Origin of the sequence: Streptomyces sp. NPDC020362 (assembly GCF_040642095.1) — a bacterium.
Classification (GTDB): Bacteria; Actinomycetota; Actinomycetes; order Streptomycetales; family Streptomycetaceae; genus Streptomyces.
This window is the reverse complement of sequence record NZ_JBFAET010000023.1, coordinates 45,014-66,414: the sequence shown is the minus strand read 5'-3', so window position 1 is coordinate 66,414 and position 21,401 is coordinate 45,014. Positions and strand designations below refer to the sequence as shown.

General features: G+C 71.0%; 19 protein-coding genes. 7 read left to right on the top strand and 12 right to left on the bottom strand.

The window, feature by feature from the left end:
* Positions 1-64 precede the first annotated feature (64 nt).
* Positions 65-2,056, bottom strand: a complete 1,992-nt coding sequence (locus AB0H32_RS12515; RefSeq protein WP_361118458.1) for a protein kinase — start codon at positions 2,054-2,056, stop codon at positions 65-67.
* 14 nt (positions 2,057-2,070) lie between these two features.
* The gene (locus AB0H32_RS12510) at positions 2,071-2,826 is read right to left on the bottom strand and encodes a hypothetical protein (protein ID WP_361118455.1); all 756 of its coding nucleotides are present in this window, start codon (positions 2,824-2,826) and stop codon (positions 2,071-2,073) included.
* Between the two features lie 85 nt (positions 2,827-2,911).
* Here AB0H32_RS12510 and AB0H32_RS12505 point away from each other — a divergent pair, with 85 nt between their 5' ends.
* Positions 2,912-3,514 carry a TetR/AcrR family transcriptional regulator gene (locus AB0H32_RS12505; RefSeq protein ID WP_361118452.1) on the top strand — a complete coding sequence of 201 codons (603 nt, stop codon included), beginning with the start codon at positions 2,912-2,914 and terminating at the stop codon, positions 3,512-3,514.
* A 106-nt stretch (positions 3,515-3,620) separates the two neighbouring features.
* Here the strand turns inward: AB0H32_RS12505 and AB0H32_RS12500 are convergent, their stop codons facing one another.
* Together AB0H32_RS12500 and AB0H32_RS12495 are read right to left on the bottom strand one after the other, a co-directional pair.
* A complete protein-coding gene (locus tag AB0H32_RS12500; protein ID WP_361118449.1) occupies positions 3,621-4,067 on the bottom strand; it encodes an RICIN domain-containing protein in 447 nt (148 codons plus the stop codon).
* Between the two features lie 247 nt (positions 4,068-4,314).
* A complete protein-coding gene (locus AB0H32_RS12495) occupies positions 4,315-5,082 on the bottom strand; it encodes a CDP-alcohol phosphatidyltransferase family protein (RefSeq protein WP_361118447.1) in 768 nt (255 codons plus the stop codon).
* Positions 5,083-5,195: 113 nt separating this feature from the next.
* Between AB0H32_RS12495 and AB0H32_RS12490 the strand changes: the two genes are divergently transcribed.
* The 5 genes from AB0H32_RS12490 to AB0H32_RS12470 all read left to right on the top strand — a co-directional run bounded on the left by AB0H32_RS12490 (position 5,196) and on the right by AB0H32_RS12470 (position 11,879).
* Positions 5,196-5,645 (top strand): nucleoside deaminase, encoded by a 450-nt coding sequence (locus AB0H32_RS12490; protein ID WP_361118444.1) that lies wholly within the window; start codon positions 5,196-5,198, stop codon positions 5,643-5,645.
* Positions 5,638-6,615: a 2-oxoglutarate and iron-dependent oxygenase domain-containing protein gene (locus tag AB0H32_RS12485; RefSeq protein ID WP_361118441.1), complete on the top strand. Its 978-nt coding sequence runs from the start codon at positions 5,638-5,640 to the stop codon at positions 6,613-6,615. The genes AB0H32_RS12490 and AB0H32_RS12485 overlap by 8 nt, the downstream gene beginning before the upstream one ends.
* A 131-nt stretch (positions 6,616-6,746) precedes the next feature.
* Complete coding sequence (locus tag AB0H32_RS12480) at positions 6,747-8,141, top strand: condensation domain-containing protein (protein ID WP_361118438.1); 1,395 nt, start codon at positions 6,747-6,749, stop codon at positions 8,139-8,141.
* 88 nt (positions 8,142-8,229) lie between these two features.
* A complete protein-coding gene (locus tag AB0H32_RS12475) occupies positions 8,230-10,332 on the top strand; it encodes a hypothetical protein (RefSeq protein ID WP_361118435.1) in 2,103 nt (700 codons plus the stop codon).
* Positions 10,332-11,879 carry a hypothetical protein gene (locus tag AB0H32_RS12470; RefSeq protein ID WP_361118432.1) on the top strand — a complete coding sequence of 516 codons (1,548 nt, stop codon included), beginning with the start codon at positions 10,332-10,334 and terminating at the stop codon, positions 11,877-11,879. The genes AB0H32_RS12475 and AB0H32_RS12470 overlap by 1 nt, the downstream gene beginning before the upstream one ends.
* Before the next feature lie 64 nt (positions 11,880-11,943).
* Here AB0H32_RS12470 and AB0H32_RS12465 read toward each other — a convergent pair whose 3' ends face one another.
* The 8 genes from AB0H32_RS12465 to hemL all read right to left on the bottom strand — a co-directional run bounded on the left by AB0H32_RS12465 (position 11,944) and on the right by hemL (position 20,322).
* The gene (locus AB0H32_RS12465; RefSeq protein WP_361118429.1) at positions 11,944-12,351 is read right to left on the bottom strand and encodes an SRPBCC family protein; all 408 of its coding nucleotides are present in this window, start codon (positions 12,349-12,351) and stop codon (positions 11,944-11,946) included.
* Positions 12,352-12,508: 157 nt separating this feature from the next.
* Positions 12,509-13,609, bottom strand: coding sequence for a c-type cytochrome biogenesis protein CcsB (gene ccsB, locus AB0H32_RS12460; RefSeq protein ID WP_361118426.1), 1,101 nt, complete (start codon positions 13,607-13,609; stop codon positions 12,509-12,511).
* On the bottom strand, positions 13,606-15,321 hold the full coding sequence (locus tag AB0H32_RS12455) for a cytochrome c biogenesis protein ResB (RefSeq protein ID WP_361118423.1): 1,716 nt from the start codon (positions 15,319-15,321) through the stop codon (positions 13,606-13,608). Before AB0H32_RS12455 ends, ccsB begins: the two co-directional genes overlap by 4 nt.
* Positions 15,322-15,324: 3 nt before the next feature.
* Positions 15,325-16,089: a cytochrome c biogenesis protein CcdA gene (locus AB0H32_RS12450; protein WP_361118420.1), complete on the bottom strand. Its 765-nt coding sequence runs from the start codon at positions 16,087-16,089 to the stop codon at positions 15,325-15,327.
* A 1-nt stretch (position 16,090) separates the two neighbouring features.
* On the bottom strand, positions 16,091-16,681 hold the full coding sequence (locus AB0H32_RS12445) for a TlpA disulfide reductase family protein (RefSeq protein ID WP_361118417.1): 591 nt from the start codon (positions 16,679-16,681) through the stop codon (positions 16,091-16,093).
* A gap of 169 nt (positions 16,682-16,850) precedes the next feature.
* Positions 16,851-18,149 (bottom strand): hypothetical protein, encoded by a 1,299-nt coding sequence (locus tag AB0H32_RS12440; RefSeq protein ID WP_361118414.1) that lies wholly within the window; start codon positions 18,147-18,149, stop codon positions 16,851-16,853.
* A 146-nt stretch (positions 18,150-18,295) separates the two neighbouring features.
* A complete protein-coding gene (locus tag AB0H32_RS12435; RefSeq protein WP_361118411.1) occupies positions 18,296-19,006 on the bottom strand; it encodes a histidine phosphatase family protein in 711 nt (236 codons plus the stop codon).
* Complete coding sequence (hemL, locus tag AB0H32_RS12430; RefSeq protein WP_361118503.1) at positions 19,003-20,322, bottom strand: glutamate-1-semialdehyde 2,1-aminomutase; 1,320 nt, start codon at positions 20,320-20,322, stop codon at positions 19,003-19,005. Before hemL ends, AB0H32_RS12435 begins: the two co-directional genes overlap by 4 nt.
* 563 nt (positions 20,323-20,885) lie before the next feature.
* Between hemL and AB0H32_RS12425 the strand changes: the two genes are divergently transcribed.
* On the top strand, positions 20,886-21,323 hold the full coding sequence (locus AB0H32_RS12425; RefSeq protein WP_003974483.1) for a hypothetical protein: 438 nt from the start codon (positions 20,886-20,888) through the stop codon (positions 21,321-21,323).
* Positions 21,324-21,401 lie beyond the last annotated feature (78 nt).

Below are 21,401 nucleotides of genomic sequence, written 5' to 3'. Positions count from 1 at the left end.
ATCCACTGTCCGGCTCAGGTCCTCGGGCAGGCCCCGGTCCGGCGCCCTGCCCCGGTGTCCGGCCTCAGGTCCTCGCCCAGTTCTGGGAGGCGGCCCCCGACGCGCAGGTCGCCTCGGCCGCTCCGCCGCCGAAGGCGAGGTCGAGGCAGCCGCCGTCGAAGACGGCCCGCAGGGAGTTGCCCGAGCCCGTCTTCCACAGGATGGCGCTGCTGCCCAGGGAGCAGTCCCCGACGAAGACGGCCTGGTGGTTGCCGTTGGCGCTCAGGCAGGCGCCGGTCGACGCGTTGACGACCTTGACGCTGCCCCCGGACGCGCTGCGCAAGGTCCAGTGGGCGGACGAGGACGAGCAGTCGCCGACGCCCGTGGAGCCGTAGACCTGGGTCAGGCACTTGCCGTTCTCGCCGTTCCTGAGCCGGAAGGTGCCCGAGCCGGGGCCGGTCGTGGACGTGCCCCCGGAGGAGCCGCCCGAAGAACCGCCCGAAGAACCGCCGGAGGAGCCGCCCGAAGAACCACCGGACGATCCGCCGGAGCCGCCACCGGAACCACCGCCCGAGCCGTGGGACCCACCCGAACTCCCCGAGCCGGAGCCGGAGCCGCTGCCGCCACCGCCGTCGCTTCCGCCGCTGCCTCCGCCGCTCGACGGCCCCGTGCCGCCTGAGCCGTCCGCTCGGTCCCTGCCGCCGCCCGAGCCGCCTGCCTCGTCCGCCTTCTTCCCGCCCGACGGCGAGGCCGAGCCCTTCCCGTCCGGCTCCTTGCTGCCGGAGGGGTGCGCGGAGGACGCCCGGCCCGGTGCCGTATCGGCCGGCACGGAGGCGGAGGACGCGGGGGTGCCGGCGGCGCCGTCCCGGCCGTTGCCGGCGCCGGTGGCGTACGGCATCAGCTGGAAGGCCAGGGTCGCCGCACCGACGACCACGACCGGAACGACGGCCACCAGCACGCGGCCGCGCCGCCGCCGGTGCTCCCGCTCGGTCTGCTTCGGCCGGCCGGGAGGCCGTACGACCACCGCGGGCTCCCTCTCGGTCCCGGCCCGGCCCCCGGGCTCCGCCGCGGCCTCCGGATCCGCCTCCTTACCTGTCTTCCTACCCGCCTCCTGATCCGTGTCCGGACCGGTCTCCGACTCCGGCTCCATCAGGGGTACTTCGGGCGCGATCGCGGCGAAGGCCGCCCGATCCGCCAGGCGTTCGCCGATCGTCTCGGGCCACGGCTCAGGCCCGGACGGCCCGTGGCCCTCGGCCAGTTCGAGGAGTTCGGCGGCGGTGGGCCGGCCCTCGGGGTCCTTGTCCAGGCAGGACGCGACGACGGCGGCCAGGTCCGCGTCTGCCGCGCGCAGCTCCCCCAGGTCCGGCTGCTCGTGCACGATCCGGTAGAGCACGCCGTGCCCGGACTCGTCGCCGAAGGGCGGCCGGCCCGACCCCGCGTACGCCACCACGGAGGCCAGCGCGAACACGTCCACCGCGCCCGTCAACCGCCTCGCTCCCGAGGCCTGTTCGGGAGACATGTAGGCGGGCGTGCCCACCACCATGCCGGTCCGGGTCAGCTGGCTCTGCTCGGCGGCCCGGGCGACGCCGAAGTCGATGAGGGTGAGCCCGTCGAGGGTCAGCATGACGTTCGACGGCTTGACGTCCCGGTGCACCATGTCCAGCTCGTGCACCGCCGCCAGCGCTGCCGCGGCCTTGCGCAGCAGCAGCCACAGCGCCCCCGGCGGCAGCGGCCCGCCGTGCAGCTCGACGGCCTCGCGCAGGGTCAGCCCCGGCACGTACGCGGTGGCGAACCACGGCGGCCGGGCGTCGCGGTCTCCGGCGAGCAGTGGTGCGCTGGCCCCGGCGGGCAGCCGGGCGAGGTTGTCCAGTTCGTGGCCGAAGCGCCGGACGAAGTCCTTGTCCTCGCCGACGACGGAGGGCAGCACCTGTTTGACGGCCGCGTACCGGCCTTCGTGCACACCGAGGTAGACCCTCCCCATGCCTCCGGCACCGAGCCGCCCGACCAGCGGGATCGGACCGATCCGGCGCGGGTCGTCGCCCTCCAGCGGCTCGACCCCGTTGTGTTCCCCGTTCAACTCTCTCCCCCGATTCAGCGCGCGTACGAGCCGAGGCCCACCAGGCAGTACACATACTCGTTCACCGCAGCCCCGTTGAGGGTGTAGCGGTACGAAAAGGCGTACTGCGTACGGGGGTTGCTGTTGCAGCGGCTCATGTCCGAGCTGAACGGGAACGTCTGGATCACCTTGTAGTGCGCGTCGGACGCCGAGCAGGACACCTCCTCGACCCCGCTGACCTCCTGTGCGGTCGTGGAGTTCGGCAGGGTTCCGTTGAGGCAGGTGCCGGACGTGAACGGGCTCGGCTCCGCGCTCGCCCCGCCGTACGGATCGCTGCTCCCGTACGGATCGCTGCTCCCGTACGGATCACTGCTCTCGTAGGGATCGCCGGTGGCCGGATCCTGTGTGTACGGGTCGTAGGTGGCGGCGGGCGCGGAGGGGGAGTACGAGGAACCGCCCGCGTAGTCGTCGGACGAACTGTCTCCGTCCCCGCCCCTGTTGGTCAGGACCAGCAGCAGCACGATCACGACGGCGACGCCGAGCACACCCAGGCAGGCCACGCCGCCCTTCGCGCCGCCCCGGGCCGGAGCGGTGGCCCCCGACGCGGTGACGTGGACTCTCAACAGCAGCTCCCGCTCGCCCGCCCGCAGCCGTACGAGATCCCCGTCACGGACGGGCGGGATGCGGACCGGCGGGACCCCGGCCCCGGGCGGCAGCCGCAGGACCGTCCCGGTGGCGGCCTGCTGCGGTGTGAGGGAAATGTGGATCTCGGACGACTCGGACGACGACACCGGCGGCTCCTGGGTGTGAGGATGGGCTCCAGTCTGGTGCAGCAGACCACTGTTCTAAAATATCTTTCTAGAAAAGTATTCCAGAATGAGTCGCAAACAACAGCGGGGCGAGGCAACCGTCGAGCAGCTCCTGGACGCCGCGCTGCGCGTGTACGAAGAGGCGGGCGACCAGGGGCTGACGGTCAGCGCCGTCACGAAGGCGAGCGGGGTGAGCCTGGGCAGCCTCTACCACCACTTCGGCAGCATCGACGGCCTGATGAACGCGCTGCTGATGCGCTGGCTGGAACGGCTGCTGGGCGAGCTGGTCACGGCCCTGCAGGGCACCCGGACCGCCCACACCGGCATCCGGGCCCTGGTCGGCGCCTATCTGGACTTCGTCCAGGAGCACCCGGTGGCCTCCCGGCTGCTGCACTCCTCCTACGCCGACCGCCAGGGCATGGCCGACGGCAAGCAGCTGCGCGACGCACAGGAGGCCCGCCTTTCGCCCCTCGCCCAGTGGGCCCAGGCATACGTCGACTCGGGCGAACTCGCCCCGCTGCCCGCTCCGTTGCTCGAGTCGCTGATCCTCGGCCCGGTCATCGGTATCGCCCGCCGCTGGCTCTCTGGCATCGACGACGTCGACCTCGACGAGGCGGCGCTGATCCTGCCGGACAGGATCTGGCGGTCGGTCGGCGCGGACCCGACGTGAGGCGGTGGCACACGCAAAGCAGCGGGCCGGCACCGCATCCGCGTGAAACGGATGCGGCACCGGCCCGAGCAAGAGATGCAGTACTGGCCTGCGTACGAGCTGGGGATCAGCTCCAGCGCTGGCTCTGGTAGCCCGAGTCCCCGAAGGCGACCACCAGGTTGCTGCCTCCCAGGGCGAGGACCATCCCGGTGGCCTTGTTCTTCAGCCGCCAGCCCGACGAGTCCTTGGACTCGTACCACTTCTGGTAGTTGCCGCCGTTGCAGGCAAGAAGGTAGACAGCACCGTCGTTGTTGCTGTCGAGGCACTTCCCGGTGAGGTGGTGCTTCATGGTGTAGCTGCCGTCGGACTGCTTGTTCTCGTCCCACTTCATGGAAGCGCCGGTCGCAGACGTCGTACGGACCTTGGAGTTGAAGTACGCCAGGTACTGCCCGTTGTCCTTGTTCTTCCAGGTGACGGCGTGGTCGGCGGCGAATGCCTGCCCCGTACCCGCGAGGGCCAGTGCCGGGGCGAGAACTGCCGCGGCGGCGAACGTGCCTATCAGGCGCATCTTCATGGAGTTCCCCGTTCAAAGGTCGAATGCCCCGCCCGGCGGCAACGAGACCGGCGCCCCCCCTGCCACGGCACCGAGTGGGCGTGGCATGCGCATTCATGGCCCCCGTGGCCGAGTTCACGTGGAGGTGACAGCGGCGTCGGCATACCGGATCGAGCATCAAGGTCGGGGTCACGCTACTGCGGCGTGATCACCTTGTGCAATGCCGTTTCCTCCCGCAACTGCCGTCCGCCGACGGCGCGGTGACCGGCTAGCGCAGCCGCGAGGACGCAAGGATCGACAGCAGGTGGGCCGGGACCATCAGCCAGGTGATCGCGGCCAGTGCGACCAGCGCCCAGCGCGTCACGTCGACGCCGCCGGTGACCGTGTCCCCGACGGCCGCCGCGAGCAGGACCAGGGACGCCTCGATGCCGTTGGTCACCCGGTGGATCCGGAAGGCGGCCGCCAGCCGCCGCACCGTGGCCACGCCCTGCGAGCGCGGCCGGGTCGACTCGTCGTCGGCCACCCCGAGCCCGCGCCGGGCCCGGGCCACGTCCACCAGGTCGGTCGAGGCCTTCAGCAGGACGACCCCGAGCGCGGTGGCGATACCGAGCGAGAGCCAGCCGCCGAGCCCGTCGTGAGCGGCCCGGAACCCGATCCCCACCATCAGTGCCGCGTCCGCCAGATACGCCCCGAGCCGGTCCACGTAGATCCCCGTCGCGCTGTTCTGCCCCTTCCAGCGGGCGACTTCGCCGTCCACGCAGTCGAAGAGCAGGAACAGCTGCATGAGGACGACGGCGAGCACGGCGCCCGTGAGGCCGGGGATCAGGAGGGCCGCGCCGGAGGCGATCCCGCACACCACCATGGTCCAGGTCAGCTGGTCCGGCGTGACGGGCGTGCGCACCAGCTGCCGGGTGAGGCGCAGTGAGATCCTGCGCATGTACAGCCGCCCCGCCCAGTGCTCCCCGTTGCGGCTCGCCAGCTTGGCATGCGGCTGGCAGACCTCCCGCAGCTCCTCCAGAACCGGGGCAGCGACCATGGGCGTTTCCCTCCCGCGCGATGTGATCGGGCCAGGGTACAGACGCGGTCCGGACCGGCCGCACGGGGGCGCGGCACGTTGCCCCGGGGTCCTCGCCGGGGGACAGTGAGGGTATGGATCAGGCACAGGCCCGCGCCTGGCTCGCCACCGCCGTCGCCGAGGCCCGCAGCGGGCTCGCCGAGGGCGGTATCCCGATCGGGGCCGCCCTCTACGGTGCCGACGGGAGCCTGCTGGGCCGCGGCCGCAACCGCCGCGTCCAGGACGGCGACCCCTCGGCGCACGCGGAGACCGCCGCGTTCCGCACGGCGGGACGGCAGCGCGGCTACCGCGGCACGACCATGGTGACCACCCTCTCCCCCTGCTGGTACTGCAGCGGCCTGGTCCGTCAGTTCGGGATCTCACGGGTGGTGATCGGCGAGGCGGCCACCTTCCGCGGCGGGCACGACTGGCTCGCCGCGCACGGCGTGGAGATCGTGCTCCTGGACGACCCCGGGTGCACCGGCCTGATGCGTGCCTTCATCCGCGACAACCCGGACCTGTGGAGCGAGGACATCGGTGAGTAGCACGAGCATTCCGACCATCGATCTGCGTCCCTGGCTGGACGGCGACACCAAGGCCCGCACCGCCCTCGCCCGCACCGTCGACCAGGCCCTGCGGACCGCGGGCTTCCTGCTCGTCACCGGGCACGGCGTCGAACAGGACCTGCGCGCGCGGATCCGGGCGGCCGCCCGGGACTTCTTCCTGCTGCCGCAGGAGGCCAAGCGGCGATACGAGGCCAGGGTCGGCGGGCGCGGATGGCTGGGGCCGGGCGCGGAGGCCAACGGGTATGCGGAGGGGACCGAGACGCCGCCCGACCTGAAGGAGTCGCTGACCTTCGCCACGCACGAACCCTTCGACGATCCGGTCGTCAACGCCGAGTGGTACGGGCCCAACGTGTGGCCGGCGGAGGTTCCGGCGCTGCGGCCGCTGTGCGAGGAGTACCTCGCGCGGATGGCCGCGCTGGAGAAGGAGCTGCTGACGCTCCTCGGGTACGCCCTCGGGCTCGAACCCGACTTCTTCTCCCGGCACATGGACCACCCGACGTACGGCTTCAACATCAACTGGTACCCGGGGACCGAGGTGGTCGGCGAGCCCGAGCCCGGGCAGTTCCGGATCGGGCCGCACACCGACTTCGGGACCGTCACGATCCTCGACCGGCAGGCGGGCAAGGGCGGCCTGCAGGTGTACACGGACCCCGCGGACGGAGGTGACGGGTGGCAGGACGCGCCCTACGACCCGGCCGCCTTCACCATCAACATCGGTGATCTGATGGCCCGTTGGACCGGGGACCGGTGGCGGTCGGGGCGGCACCGGGTGCTGCCGCCGCCCTCCGACACGCCCGCCGAGGAGCTGATGTCCCTCGTGTACTTCGGCGAGTGCACCCCGGGCACCCTGGTGGAGTCCGTACCGGCGCCGGTGGGCCGGGTGGCGTACCCGCCCGTCGACTCGCACGTCTACCTGCGCGAGAAGCTCGACTCGATCACCGTCGGTTAATCACTTCCGCGTTCGGCCCGCCACCCGTTCCGTTGAAATGCCCCGGGCGGGCATGTCCCGGGCGCGTCCGACGGGATTGCCCTTGGAAGGGGGCCTGCCATCAGGGGCCCCTTTTCTGCGATCGGAGACGCGTGCGAATCACTGACATCCAGCGTTGCGAGGTACGGCCGGGACGGCTCGTCGAGTGGACGCTGAGTCCGGCGACCGTCGCGGCGGCGGCCGGACTGCCGCAGGACTCCCGGCCGCCGGCCTACATCCAGGAGGCGCACATCAGGACCGCCAGGTCCGTGCGCGACGGCGGGCTGTTCGTACCGACCTGGCTGGGTACCGCCTTCGACCTCCCGGGCCCCGCCGACCTCGGTGTGCTCCAGGAGGCCCTGCGCGCCTGGACGGTGCGGCACGAGACGCTGCGCAGCGGCTTCCGCTGGGCGGGCGGCCCGGGAGACCCGCTGCACCGGTTCACGCTGGACGCCGGCGATGTCCACCTGCACCGGGAGACGGTCGGCGACTTCTCCGACGCGGCTGCCCTTGCCGGGCATCTCCAGGGCCGTTTCGATGCCGTCGCGGACGCCCTGCGGTGGCCGAACCTCATCTACACGGCGGTCGTGCGGGCCGACTCGACCAGCGTGTACATGGCCTTCGACCACAGCAACGTGGACGCCTACTCCCTGCACGGCATCCCCGCCGAGATCCACGAGCTGTACACGGCCGGCCTTCAGGGGCGCCCGGCCGTGGTGCGGACCCCGCCCGCCAGTTACGTCGACTTCTGCGAGCTGGAGCGGGCGGACGCGGACCGCATCGACGACCGTCACGACATCGTCGCCCGCTGGCGGGAGTTCATCCGTCGGTGCGGCGGAACGCTGCCCGGCTTCCCCGTCGACCTGGGCCTCGAACCCGGGGTCCCGCTGCCGCGGCAGACGATGATCTGCGAGCCGCTCGCGGACGCGGACGCGGCTGCCGCGTTCGAGGCGTACTGCCGGCCGTACGGCGGCAGCCTGGTGGGTCTGCTCGCGGCGACCGGCCTGATCGTCCACGAACTCGGCGGACAGTCCGTGTACCGGACGGTGGTGCCGTTCCACACCCGGGTGAAGTCCCGGTGGTCCGAGTCCGTGGGCTGGTTCGTGGGCGGTGCCCCGATCGAGGTGCCGGTGGCCCGCACCCCCGATCTGCCGAGCGCCCTGCGGGCCGTGCGCGCCGAGCTGCAGGCGAGCAGGTCCCTCGCCCGGATGCCGCTCGCCCGGGTGCTGAGCCTGCTCGGCGCGGACTTCCGGCCGGCCTCGCCCGACCTGTACTCCATCGTCTCGTTCGTGGACACCCGTGGCATCCCCGGCGCCGGGCAGTGGGCCGGGCAGAAGGCGTACGGGCTGTTGCGGGTGTCGTACGGGGACCAGGTGTGCGTGTGGGTCAACCGGTTGCACGACGGGCTGTGGCTGGCGAGCCGCCACCCGGACACCGACACGGCGGCGAAGAACATGCGGCTGTACGTGGAGCGGCTGCGGGATCTGATCCTTTCGCCGCGTACGTGAGCCGGGCATTTTCGTAACCCAACGGACATCACTGACTCTGGTCCGGAGCAACTCCCCCTTCTTACACTGCTGTTGAGGGGGAGATGCGGTGCACAGACGGTTGCACGGGCGCGCAGCGCTGTTGGACGTCGATCCGGCCGGTCTCGTGCCGCGCCTCGTGGGCCTGCGTCCCCACCAGCATCGCGGTCATCCGTTCGAGCACCCGGGCGAGCTGCCCTTCGTGGTGCTCACGGGCGCCCGCGGCCTGGGCAAGAGCGCGGTGCTCACCGAGTTGCGGGACGCCTACAAGGGGCACACGCCGGTCGCGCTGGCCGACTGCGCCGAGGACCAGTTCGCAGGGCCGCCCGAGGGCCGGCCGGCCGAGTCGTGGTCACCGGTGGCCCAGGTGCTGCTGGTGATCGCCGAGCAGCTGGCGGAGCCGGTGACGGGCGCCGGGCGGATCACCTTTCCGCGGCTGATGTCGGGCCTGGTGGCGGTGGCCGCCGGCGGCTGGGGCGACGCCGACTCGGAGCGGATCCGCCGGGAGGTCGAGCGGATCCTGCTGCTGAACGAGAGCGGCTCGTGGATCAGCGGGTTCGCCGGGCGCTGGGCCGGAAAGGTGGCGGCGAAGGTGGTGGCCGCGGCCACCGGCACCGGGCCGCTGGTGTCGGGCGCGATCGAGGCGACCCTGGAGTCCGTCGCCGAGGGCTTCACCAGCCGCCGGCACCACAAGGCGTCGGTGTGGTACCGGACGTACCCGAACGCGGGCGGGCACGCCCAGCGCGGGCTCATCCTGCTGTCCGGGCACTTCCGTGCGGGCGGCACCTCCCGCGACCACGCGGAGCGGTATCTGGTGCGGGCGCTGCTGGCCGACCTGTCGGAGGCGTACGCGGGGATGCTGCCCCGCATGCAGCGCCTCGGCCGTCCGCTGGTGCTGATCGACAACGCACAGACCGCGCCCGGTCCCGGGCTCGTGGAGGCCGTGCTGCGCGACCGTGCCGAGGGCATCGCCGACCAGGTGGCGTTCGTCGCGGCCCGGCGCGGCGAGGGCCGCGAGGAGCTGCGCAACGCGGTCCGGCGGGAACTGCCCGAGGTGGCCCGGCGCAGCGACTGGACCCCGGACGCGGCGCCCTCCTCGCGGGCGCTGCTGGTCGCGCTGCCCGCACTGAGCCCGGACGACACCCTGCACATCGTCGGCGCCGTCTGCGAGGACACCCCGGTCCCGCCCCAACTGCCGCACGCCACCCACCGGTTGACGGCCGGCAATCCGCTGGGCATCGCCCTGCTCGCCGAGTCCGCCGCGCAGAACCTGCCGGAGTCCGCCTCGCTCGGCGAACTGCTCACCGCCGACGTGCGGCCCGCCGAGGACCAGCCCGCCGCGCCCGCCTACCGGGCGCTGCTGGACCGGCTGGTGCCGGCCGAGCACCTGGACGAGCTGACCGTGCTGGCCGCCGCCCACGACCACGACTCGGCCTGTGCGCTGGCCGCGGCCCTGCTGCCGGACACCTTCGGCCCCGCGGACGTACGGGCTCTGCAGACCCGGCTGGCCGAGGAGGGTCTGGCGACCGTGCCGGGCCAGTTCGTCGGCGACCCCTTCGTCCGCACCCTGCTGCTGCTCAGGCTGCACCTGCGGGACGGCGACCACGCGTCGTGGCGCACCGCGCACGAGACGCTGATCGCGCACTACCCGGACCCCGAGCACGCCCGCTTCCGGCTCCATCACGAACTCGCCCTCGGTGTCACGGAGTCGGCTGTGGCCCATCTGCGCGACACCTTCCCCACGCTGGAGACCGGCACCTGGCTGCGCACCCTGCGTTTCGTCGCGTCCGCGCCGTACTTCCACGCGCACGACGACGAGGGCCGCGACTTCGGCGGCCGCGGGGACCGGCGGACCGCGGTCGCGCTGGGGCGCACGGACGCCGGCCAGCGGCCACCGGACGGCGTGGACGCCGTACTGCACCTGCGCATACGGCGGTTGCTGCAGGCGGTGTGGCAACTGACCGATCCGCTGGTGCTGCCCGATGCGACGGTGTGCCAGCGGCTCCGCTTCGAGCTGGAGCAGCTGTCCAACCTGCGGCCCGCGGGCAACGCGCTGCTGTGGCGGGCGTCGAGGGACTGGCCGGCGGCGGCGCTCGCCGGGCGCCCGCTGGACGACCCCGACGACGCGGACGACGCGGACGACGGCCCGGACGACCACAGCGGGGAGGCGTGATGGCGCGCAGAGGCGTGGGCACATGGGTGCGCGAGAGCGTGTGGGAGATCCCGTTGCGCCGCTACCTGGCCCTGCTGGTCACGGCGGCCCTGGTCGCGGGGCTGGTGTTCGGGGTGCGGGCGCTCGCCCACGTGAACCGCTCCTGCGCGCCGGGGGTGACCCGGCCGCAGAACAGCGGCGAGTGCGTGGGCGTGGCGACGGGCCCGTACGCCTTCGGACACGCCCAGCTGCGGGACGTCGTCGAGGCGATCGGGCGGGAGAACGACCGGCTCAGGCCGGGCAGTTATGTGACGGTGGCGCTGATGCTGCCGTACTCGTCCGCCTCCCGCACCAGTCTGAACGACATCCAGCACCAGCTGCAGGGCGCCTACATGGCGCAGTACCAGGCCAACCACGACTCCAACGGGCAGGCGCCCGCGATCCGGCTGGTGCTCGCCAACCCGGGCGCCACCGGGGACCACTGGCAGCAGACCGTGGACCAGCTGGTGCGGATGACGACGAGTGCGGACCGGCTGCGGGCCGTGGCGGGCATCGGGCAGAGCACCGACAACAACAAGAAGGCCGTCGGGGAGCTGACCCGGCACGGGATCCCGGTGGTCGGCTCCTCGATCACCGCCGACGACCTGGCCAACGGGCAGGGCGGCAAGGACCCTTACCCGGGGCTGGCCCGGGTCTCGCCGACCAACACCGACGAGGCCCGCGCACTGGCCTCGTTCGCCCGGGTGAGCGCGGGCAAGGCGCTGCTGGTGTACGACAAGCCGGGCGACCCGTACACGCGGACGCTGCAGAAGTCGTTCGCGGCGCTGATCAAGGGCTCGCCGTACGAGCCGCAGCCGTTCACGCCGCCCGCGGACCGCAGCGAGGAGGGAACGACCGCGAACACCTTCCGGCAGATCACGCACCTGGTGTGCGACACCTCCCGGGAGACGGACACGATCCTGTTCGCGGGGCGGCACACGCAGCTGCGGCAGTTCATCAACGCGCTGGGCGGACGCGGCTGCCAGGACCGGGCGTTCACCGTGCTCACCGGCGACGAGGCCTCGTACCTGACCCACGAGAGCGACCTGGACCGTTCCGCCCTGCGCCACCGTCTCTCCGTGCGCTACACCTCCCTCGCCCATCCGGACGCATGGACGAAGGACCCCGCGAAGACGGGCGGCGCGGCGGCGGACTTCGGGGTGCTGCAGACGCTGCTGACCGCCGCCGCGCGGAAGCCGACCGGGCCGATCGGTCCGGCCGCCCTGGACGACGGCCAGCTGATCATCGGCTACGACGCACTGCAGCTGGCGGTGCACGGGATCCGCGAGGCGGTGCCGGACGGGAGGAACGTCCCGGCGCTCGCGGACGTCGGTCTGCAGTGGCCGCAGGTCAAGGGGTCGCTGCGGGTCGGCGGGGCGAGCGGCTGGATCTGCCTGGACGTGCACGGCAACCCGTACGACAAGGCCGTACCGATCGTGGAGCTGACCCCCGAGGGCGGCTCACGGTTCGTGAAGATCGCCTGGCCGGAGGGGAAGCCGCCGGCGAAGGAGTGCCTGCCGCCGTCCTAGAACCCGGCCGGTCCTCCCCTTCGAACCGGTCCGCCGTTCTGGTGCCCGGCCCGCCGGGCAGGCCCTAGGCCGGGGAGGGGCTCAGATTTTCGATCAGGCGTTCGAAACGGGTCCGCCAGCCGTCCTCCGACTCCCCCTCGCCCTGGAACTCATGGGTGAAGCGAAGGCGGCACCCCTGCTCCCCGTCCCGTTCCAGATGGAACCGGACCCGGCCGCCGCCGCGCACGGTGTACTCGGCGACGCGGTCGACGTCCCACGCCGTGACCCGCCCCGTGCCCAGATCACGCAGCGTGACCAGACCGTCGAGCCGGGGCTCCAGGACGTCGACGGCGGTGCACCAGGACCCGAGCCCCTCGCGGGTGGCCACCGCGGGCCAGACCTGCTCCATGGACAGCGGGAGCCGGACCAGGAAGTGGAGTATGTGCGTGTTCCCGTGCGTCTGGCTGGTGCCCTGTTCGATGGAACCGCTCATGACACCAGCCTGACCCGTCACGAAGGGTTCCGCACGCGGTTGCGGGCGGCCGGACGCGTCTTCGCGGATTCCCATCCGCCTCTCCGCAGCCGTCCGCACGGCAAAGGCCGGTCCCCGTGACCCGCGTCACTGGAACCGGCCTTCCGCAGTCCGCGGGTCACACGCCCGCGTAGGAGTGCTTGCCGCTGACGAAGATGTTGACGCCGTAGTAGTTGAACAGCCAGCAGCCGAAGGCGATCATCGCCAGGTAGGCGGCCTTGCGGCCCTTCCAGCCGGCCGTGGCCCGGGCGTGCAGGTAGCAGGCGTAGGCGACCCAGGTGATGAAGGACCAGGTCTCCTTGGGGTCCCAGTTCCAGTAGCGGCCCCAGGCGTCGCCCGCCCAGATCGCGCCCGCGATGATCGTGAACGTCCACAGCGGGAAGACGGCCGCGTTGACGCGGTAGGCGAACTTGTCGAGCGAGGAGGAGGCGGGCAGCCGCTCCAGCACCGAGGTCGCGAACCTGCCGGGCTTGCCGCCGGTCTGCAGCTTGTTCTCGTACGAGTCCTTGAACAGGTACAGGATCGTGGCGACCGCGCCCACGTAGAACACCGCGCCGCAGAAGATCGCGGTGGAGACGTGGATGTACAGCCAGTACGAGTGCAGGGCCGGGACCAGCTGGTCGCTCGCGGTGTACAGGACGGTGACCGCGAGGCCGAGGTCGAGCAGGACCGTGGTGATCAGGAACAGCCCGAGCCAGCGCACGTTCTTCTTCAGCGCCAGCAGCCCGAGGTACACGGCGACGGCGACCGTGGAGAAGGTGATGTTGAACTCGTACATGTTGCCCCACGGCGCCCGCTGCACGGAGGCCGCGCGGGCGACGACCCCGGCCAGCTCCACCAGGAACGCGAGCACGGTGAGGGAGATGGCGATGCGCCCGTAGAGGTCGCCCTGCTCGTCCCCGCCGTGCGCACCGGGCCCGTCCGGCACGTCCCGGGCACCGGCGGCGGAGCGCACCACGACCTTGGGCCGCTCCAGCACGGCGGTCCCGCCGGCCTGCTTCACGGTCACGGCGGGCGCCCCCGCCTTCTGCGCGCCGTCGGCGGTCAGCGCGGCGGCCGTACGGGCCACCCTGCTGCGGCTGCCGAAGAGCCATTCGGCGATGTACGCGAAGAAGGCCAGCGTGTAGACGGCCATCGAGGAGTAGATCAGCGTGTTGCTGATGCTCGCCAGGTGTTCGTTGGTCGCTACGGCGAGATCGTTTGCGGCGGCGAGAGTCACTTCTCAGCCCCTTCGGCAGGTACGACTTGAGGGTCGGGGGTTGCTTCGTTGGATGCTGAAGAGCCGTCGGGGTCGGGTGCCCCCGGCGCCTGCTCGTAGAGGGTTCCGGCGAGGTCGCCCAGTTCCTCGGGCACCTTGGCGGACTCGCTGCGGCCGAGCCCGGCCATCTCGACGACCGTGACACCGTCGGCGCCGCGCACCGCCCGCACCCACACACGGCGGCGCTGGATGAACAGCGAGGCGGCCAGACCGAAGATCGCGGTGAGGGCACCACCGAGCGCCCAGCTGCTGCCCGGCTCCTGGACGATCTCGAAGCCGGCCCACTCCTTGACGTCCTTCTCGAAGGTGAGGGACCCGGCGCCGTTCGGCAGCTGCAGGGTGTCGCCCGGCCTGAGCAGCTTCTTCAGCTGCTGCCCCTCGGCGTCCTTGAACTGCTTCATGTGCGTGGTGTCGAGCTGGTACACGTTCTGGCTGCCCGTGTCGACGCCGAGGTCGCCGTGGTAGGCGTTCACCGCGAGCAGCGGGTTCACCAGCGCCGGGAACTGCGACAGCATCGTGCCGCTCTTCGGGTCGAAGGTCGGCACGAAGAAGGCCTGGAAGCCGAGCTGTTCCTTCTTGCCCCGGCCGTCGCGGTAGCCGTCCATCACCTTGACCACGCCGTTGGAGGTGACGTTGCCGTCGAGCGGCAGCAGGGGTACGGCGTCCTGGTAGACGACCTTGCCCCGGCCGTCCCGGACGGTGATGACGGGCGCGTAGCCGTGGCTGACGAGGTAGACCTTGGAGTCGCCGATCTTCAGCGGCTCGTTGACCTTGATGGTGGCCGGCTTCTCCTTGCCGTACGCCCCCTCGCTGTAGGTGATCTTCGCCTGGAAGGTGCGCGGGGTGCCCCGGTTGGGGCCGCTGGCCTCGTAGGTGGCCCGGAAGTCCTTCAGGTCGAAGCTGAAGGGCACCAGATCGTCGGCGGTGAACATGCTGCCGGACTTCATGTCGTCGTACATCGGCAGCGCGTTGGAGAAGCCGTCGCCCTCCACCATCAGCTTGGTGCCGTCCGACTTGAACATCTGGCCGGAGGCGAAGGCGACCAGCAGCACGATCAGCGCGATGTGGAAGGCCAGGTTGCCCAGCTCGCGCAGATAGCCCTTCTCGGCGGCGACCGCGTCACCGGCGACGTGGGCGCGGAAACGGCGCTTCTTCAGCAGCGCGAGCGCGGCCTCGCGGACCTCGTCCGGCTCCGCGGTGGTGCGCCAGGTGGTGTAGGCGGGCAGCCGGGTCAGCCGCTTGGGGGCGCCCGGCGGGCGGCCGCGCAGCTGGCCGACGAACTGCCAGGTGCGCGGGACGATGCAGCCGATGAGGGAGACGAACAGCAGGATGTAGATCGCGGAGAACCACACCGAGCTGTAGACGTGGAACAGGCCGAGCTTGTCGTAGACCGGCGCGAGCGTCCGGTGCGCCTTGCGGAAGTCGTCGACCTTGTTGAGGTCGGCGCCGGTCTGCGGGATCAGCGAGCCGGGGATCGCGCCGAGCGAGAGCAGCAGGAGCAGCAGGAGCGCGACCCGCATGGAGGTCAGCTGCCGCCAGAACCAGCGGGCCCAGCCGATCACGCCCAGGCCGGTGAAGCCGGAGACCTCCTCCTGCGGCGCGGTGGACAGCTGGGAGCCTGCCGCGCCCAGGTCCTCCTGGTCCTGGCTGCTGCCGGTTTCGGTCTTGCTCATCGATCAGATCCCCACATTGAAGCCGCTGGACCAGCCCTGCATCTCCTGCACGAGACTGTCCCACGCCCCGGTCAGCAGCAGCACACCGGTCACGATCATCATCGTGCCGCCGATGCGCATCACCCAGAGATAGTGGCGCTTGACCCAGGCGAAGGCACCGAGCGCCTTGCGGAAGGCCACGGCCGCGAGCACGAAGGGCACGCCGAGGCCCAGGCAGTAGGCGACCATCAGCACCGCCCCGCGCCCGGCGCTCGACTGATCCATGGCGAGGAAGTTCACGGACGACAGGGTCGGGCCCAGGCAGGGGGTCCATCCGATGCCGAAGAGGGCTCCGAGCAGGGGCGCGCCCACCAGACCGGTCGTGGGCCGCCGGTGGAAGCGGAACTCGCGCTGGGTGAACCAGGGCATCAGCCCCATGAAGAACACACCCATGGCGATCATGAGTACGCCGAGCACCTTGGTCAGAACGTCCTTGTGCTCCTGCAGGGTCCAGCCGAAGGAGCCGAACAGCGCCCCGCCGGAGATGAACACGGCGCTGAAGCCGAGCACGAACAGGGCGGCTCCGGCGGCCATGCGCCCCCGTCTGGCGTCGGCCAGGTCGGTGCCGGCGACCCCGGTGACGTAGGAGAGGTAACCGGGGACCAGCGGGAGGACGCAGGGCGAGAAGAAGGAGACGAGCCCGCCGAGCAGAGCGATGGGCAGGGCGACGACAAGGGCGCCGTGCTTCACGGTCTCGTTCTCGGCGGCCAGCGTGACGAGTGCGCTCACGTCACTTCTCCGCGAGGACCGGCTTGAGCATCTTCAGCAGGGTGGTGTCGTCGAGCGCCTCCAGCGCCCGCGCGGCGACCTTCCCCTCCTTGTCGATGACGAGCGTGGAGGGGATCAGCTGCGGGTTGAGGGTGCCCCGCTTGAAGCGGAGCATCAGCTTGCCCGTCGGGTCGTAGAGGCTCGGGTAGTCGATCCCGTGCTCCTTCTCGAAGGCGACCGCGGGGGTGGTGCTGGTGTCCCGGGTGTTGATGCCGACGAACTGGACGCCCTTGCTCTCGTACGCCCGGGAGACCTTGGAGAAGTACTTGGCCTCCTCCCGGCACGGCCCGCACCAGGAGCCCCAGACGTTGATCACGACGACCTTGCCCTTGTAGTCGGCGACGTCCAGGGTCTTGCCGTCGATGGTCTTGCCGGACAGGTCGGGCGCCGTGGCCCGCTTGCCCTTGGGGACGGTGGAGATGCCGTTGTTGCCGGTGACGAAGTTGGTGTTGCCACCGCCGCCGGAGGTGCCGCCGTTGCCGCACGCGGACAGGGTCAGGGCCGCCGCGGCGGCCATGGCGCCGAGCAGGGCGGCGCGGCTACGGGTACTCATGTGAAAAGTTTCGCATGCCTGTTCCGAGGATCTCGCGCGCCCCCCTGCCGGGCGGAAAACCGCATTTCAGGGCGTATTTACTCCGGGCATTCCGGACACATCCCTCAGCGGCTTCCGCACGACTCCCCCGACCACGCCCGGCGTTCCCCCGGCAGGCCCGGGAGGCTTCTCAGGCGGCGTCCGAGGAGGCCGACTTGGTGTCCCGCAGGAACTCCTTCCAGCCCCCGGTCGGCTGCGCCCCGACCTCCAGCGTGCGCAGCTTGGCGAGCACCTCGGGCTTCTGGACGTCCATCCAGTCCACGAACTGCCGGAAGGAGACCATGCGCACGTCGGCACCCTTCTCCTTCTCGCGCGCGATGTGCTTGAAGGCCTCCTCGACGGAGTCCATGTAGATGCCGCCGTTCCAGTGCTCGAAGTGGTTGCCGATGAAGAACGGCGCCCGGTTTGTCTTGTATGCCCGCTCAAAGCCTGCTATGTACGCCCCGGCGGACTGCTTCCGCCAGCCCGGATAGTTGGAGGCGGGCGCGTTGGTCGAGTTGACCGACTGGTTGGCGAGCATGTTGTAGTCCATGGACAGGACCTCGAAGGAACGTCCGGGGAAAGGTATCTGCTGCAACGGCAGGTCCCAGATGCCCAGCCGCTTCACCGGCCACACCTGACGGCCGCCCGGCGAGGAGGCGTCGTAGCGCCAGCCCAGCTTCTTGGCGGTGGGCAGCAGGTTGTCCTGGCCGAGCAGACAGGGCGTACGGCCGCCGGCCAGCTCCTTGTCGTAGTCGAACGGCAGCGAGGGCAGGTCGGACCAGCCGGTGTTGGTCCGCCACTGCGTCACGAACGCCTTGGCCTGCCGGATCTCGCTCTCCCACTGCTGCGGGGTCCACCACTTCACCGAGGTGCGGGCCTCACCGCAGAAGTGCCCGTTGAAGTGGGTGCCGATCTCGTGCCCCTCCAGCCAGGCCCGGCGCACGTTGGTCAGCGTCGCCTTGATGTGCGGGTCGCTGAGGTAGCCGATGTCGGAGGCGCCACGCAGGTTGTTCGGCGGCTCGTACATCCGCTTCTTCGCCTCGGGCAGCAGATACAGCCCCGAGAGGAAGAAGGTCATGCTCGCACCGTGCTCCTTGGCCAGGTCCAGGAAGCGCGGGAAGAGACCGTTGCCGACCTCGCCGGCACCGTCCCAGGAGAAGATCACGAACTGCGGCGGGGTCTGCCCCGGCTCCAGCGGCTCGGGCTTGGCCGGCTGGTGCGGCTGCTTGCCGGTGAAGGAGGTGGAGCCGTCGCCGATGGGGCGCCCCTTGGTCCCGCCGTTCTTCCCGTCGCCGCTTCCTCCGCCCGAGTTCCCGGAACCGGACGCGTGCCCGTCGCCGTCCGAGGAGTTGAGGGACCCACAGCCGGCGAGGCCGGCGGCGGCCGCCGCGCCCGCGCCGAGGCCGAGTGCTCCCCTCCGGGAAAGGGTCCGGGAGAACGTGCGCATGGAAATCCCCGATCATCGCGCCTGCTGGTGGTCACCCAGTCAGAGGGCGTGACGATCGGGGAGGTTCACTACGATTTATATGTTTTTCGCAATAGCTCTGGCAAAAGCACCCTAAGGCATGTCAAACGGACTGCCAGGAACGGCAGTTAGGCGCCGAAGGCCTTGCTCTTCCCCTTCACCGGCTTGACGCCGGCGCGGAGGTGGGCCGGAACGAGATCGATGGCGGGCTCGGCATAGCCGACGGAGACGATCCTGTCACCCTGGTATGTGAAAGTTGTCAGGGAGGCCAGCGTGCACTGCCGCTTGCGCGGGTCGTGCCAGAGCCGCCGCTTCTCGACGTACGAGCGCACGATCCAGATCGGCAGCTGGTGGCTGACCAGCACCGCCTCGTGCCCGCGGGCCTGGTCCTTGGCCGCGTTCAGTGCGCCCATCATCCGGACGACCTGGTCGATGTACGGCTCGCCCCAGGACGGCTTGAACGGGTTGACCAGGTGCTTCCAGTTGTCGGGCTTGCGCAGCGCGCCGTCGCCGACTCCGAAGGTCTTGCCCTGGAAGACGTTGTCCGCCTCGATCAGCCGCTCGTCGGTGGCGAGGCCGAGCCCATGCGCCTTGGCGATCGGGGTGGCGGTCTCCTGCGCACGCTCCAGCGGCGAGGCGACCACGTGGGTGACGTCCCGCGAGGCGAGATGGTCGGCGACCCGGTCGGCCATCTGCCTGCCCAGCTCGGACAGGTGGTAGCCGGGCAGCCGCCCGTAGAGGATCCCGTCCGGGTTGTCGACCTCGCCGTGCCGCATGAGGTGGACGACGGTGATGTCACCCTTGCCGGCGTAACCGCCGTTGCTGCCGTTGCTGCTCATGCTGCCGTGGCCTCCGCGGCGGCTCGGGCCGCCGCCGGAAGGGCGTCGGCGATCTTCTGGATGGCCCGCTCGTCGTGGGCCGTGGACACGAACCAGGACTCGAAGGACGACGGCGGCAGATAGACGCCGTTCGCCAGCAGCGAGTGGAAGAAGGCAGTGAAGCGGAACGACTCCTGCCGCTTGGCGTCCTCGTAGTCCCGCACCTGCCGGTCGGTGAAGAACACCGAGAACATGTTGGAGGCGGTCTGCAGCCGGTGCGCGACGCCCTCCTTGCCCAGCGCCTCGGTGACGAGGGACTGGATCTGCTGGGAGACGGCGTCGACCTTGTCGTAGGCCGCGTCGTCGAGGAGCCGCAGCTGGGCGAGCCCGGCGGCCGTGGCGACCGGGTTCCCGGAGAGGGTGCCGGCCTGGTACACGGGCCCCGCGGGCGCGAGGTGGGCCATGACGTCGGCCCGCCCTCCGAAGGCGGCGGCGGGGAACCCGCCGCCCATGACCTTTCCGAAGGTCATGAGGTCGGGCCTGACCCCGTCGATCCCGTACCAGCCGGCGCGGCTGGTACGGAAGCCGGTCATGACCTCGTCGGAGATGAACAGGGCGCCGTTCTTCTGGCAGGCGTCCTTCAGCCCCTGGTTGAACCCGGGGGCCGGCGGTACGACGCCCATGTTGCCGGGCGAGGCCTCGGTGATCACGCAGGCGATCTCACCCGGGTGCCGGTGGAAGGCCTCCTGCACGGCCTCCAGATCGTTGTACGGCAGCACGATCGTGTCCCCGGCCTGGGCGCCGGTGACGCCCGGGGTGTCGGGCAGCGCGAAGGTGGCGACACCGGACCCGGCCGCGGCGAGCAGCGAGTCCACGTGCCCGTGATAGCACCCGGCGAACTTGATCACCTTGGTCCGCTGGGTGAACCCGCGGGCGAGCCGGATGGCGGACATGGTCGCCTCGGTCCCGCTGCTGACGAGCCGCACCTGCTCGACGGGCTCCACCCGGGCGACGATCTCCTCGGCGAGCGCGACCTCGCCCTCACCGGGCGTACCGAAGGACGTACCGCGCGCGACCGCCTCCTGGACGGCGCCGATGACCTCGGGGTGGGAATGCCCCAGGATCATCGGCCCCCAGGAACACACCAGGTCGACGTACTCACGCCCGTCGGCGTCGGTCAGGTACGGGCCCTTGCCGGACACCATGAACCGGGGCGTGCCGCCCACGGCGCGAAAGGCACGCACCGGGGAGTTCACGCCGCCCGGCGTGACGACGGACGCACGGTCGAAGAGCGCCTGCGAGGCGGGCGCTTCATAGGGATAGGGCAGTTCGCTCATGGCACTCATGACGTGCGACTTCTCCGAGTTCTCGGACTCCGGTTGCGTAGTGACCTCCTCAGGGTAGGCCGCGCCTCGCCCCGCGAGCGGCGGACCCCAAGATCGCGGCCGCGCCATCTGCGAGACTGGCACCTGATACACACAGCTCATCGGCACGTAGTAGTCAGGGGCTGTTGAAGATCCTGCGGACTGGTGTTTCACCGCACGTTTCGGCGGGCGGCCGTGGGGGAGGTCACTGACACGATGATCGGGTTGCGCGGCGGGGGCCACGCGTCCTAGAAAAGCAGTCGGGTGGAGATATGCATCGCGGTGGCGGACTGGGCGAGGGGACTGATGACCTCGGTCCTCGGCGTGCCCGGCGGGGAAGGCACCGGCGCGAGGCGGAGGAAACGACCGAGGCACGGCAGACGGACGCACGGCAGGCACAGGGTGTACCGAACGAGCCCGAGCGGTACGACCGGCAGACCGACCGGCAGCTGGACCAGCATCTGGACCGGCCGGTCGAGCGCCGGCTCGGCCACCGGGACGACCGCCTCCGGGCGGGGAGCAGGAATGGTGGTCGGGTGGGGGTGACGTACAAATACTTCGGCGCGCCCGACGGCGCGACCGCGGCCCGCGTCCCCATCTCGATGCGCCCCGAGGAACTCGGCGGCGACGAGCTGGGCATGAACGGCATGTTCACCAAGATCAAGCCGGAGACGATGGCCGCGATGGTGCTGACCGGCATCGAGGGTGTGCCCCTGCACAAGGTGCCGCCCCTGGAGCTGGTCGTCCTGCACCCCGACTACGCCGTCGTCAAGCTCCCCATGACGGTCGTCGACCCCCTGCGCGGCATCGGTGAGGAAGCGGTGGGCGCGGCGGCGTTCATCTGGTCCACGGTGCCGGACCGGGGCGGGCCCCGGGACGCGTTCAACGTGTACCAGCTGCTGCACGAGTGGCAGGACTTCTCGCACCGGCTGCACGAGGCGGGGCACCAGCCGTACTGCCTGGTGTGGCCCTGAGCCGGTTTCCGTGAGGTGCGGGCGGGCTTTCGGGCCCGCCCCCTCACCGGACACACCCGCTCTGCGACCGTACGACGC

What these genes read in the sequence shown, in the direction of transcription:
- AB0H32_RS12470 (WP_361118432.1), top strand. Translation starts at nt 10,332, where the DNA reads ATGGCGCGCAGAGGCGTGGGCACATGGGTGCGCGAGAGCGTGTGGGAG.
- AB0H32_RS12500 (WP_361118449.1), bottom strand. Translation starts at nt 4,067, where the DNA reads ATGAAGATGCGCCTGATAGGCACGTTCGCCGCCGCGGCAGTTCTCGCC.
- AB0H32_RS12505 (WP_361118452.1), top strand. Translation starts at nt 2,912, where the DNA reads ATGAGTCGCAAACAACAGCGGGGCGAGGCAACCGTCGAGCAGCTCCTG.
- AB0H32_RS12435 (WP_361118411.1), bottom strand. Translation starts at nt 19,006, where the DNA reads ATGAGCAGCAACGGCAGCAACGGCGGTTACGCCGGCAAGGGTGACATC.
- AB0H32_RS12465 (WP_361118429.1), bottom strand. Translation starts at nt 12,351, where the DNA reads ATGAGCGGTTCCATCGAACAGGGCACCAGCCAGACGCACGGGAACACG.
- AB0H32_RS12455 (WP_361118423.1), bottom strand. Translation starts at nt 15,321, where the DNA reads ATGAGCAAGACCGAAACCGGCAGCAGCCAGGACCAGGAGGACCTGGGC.
- AB0H32_RS12490 (WP_361118444.1), top strand. Translation starts at nt 5,196, where the DNA reads ATGGATCAGGCACAGGCCCGCGCCTGGCTCGCCACCGCCGTCGCCGAG.
- AB0H32_RS12440 (WP_361118414.1), bottom strand. Translation starts at nt 18,149, where the DNA reads ATGCGCACGTTCTCCCGGACCCTTTCCCGGAGGGGAGCACTCGGCCTC.
- AB0H32_RS12495 (WP_361118447.1), bottom strand. Translation starts at nt 5,082, where the DNA reads ATGGTCGCTGCCCCGGTTCTGGAGGAGCTGCGGGAGGTCTGCCAGCCG.
- AB0H32_RS12445 (WP_361118417.1), bottom strand. Translation starts at nt 16,681, where the DNA reads ATGAGTACCCGTAGCCGCGCCGCCCTGCTCGGCGCCATGGCCGCCGCG.
- hemL (WP_361118503.1), bottom strand. Translation starts at nt 20,322, where the DNA reads ATGAGCGAACTGCCCTATCCCTATGAAGCGCCCGCCTCGCAGGCGCTC.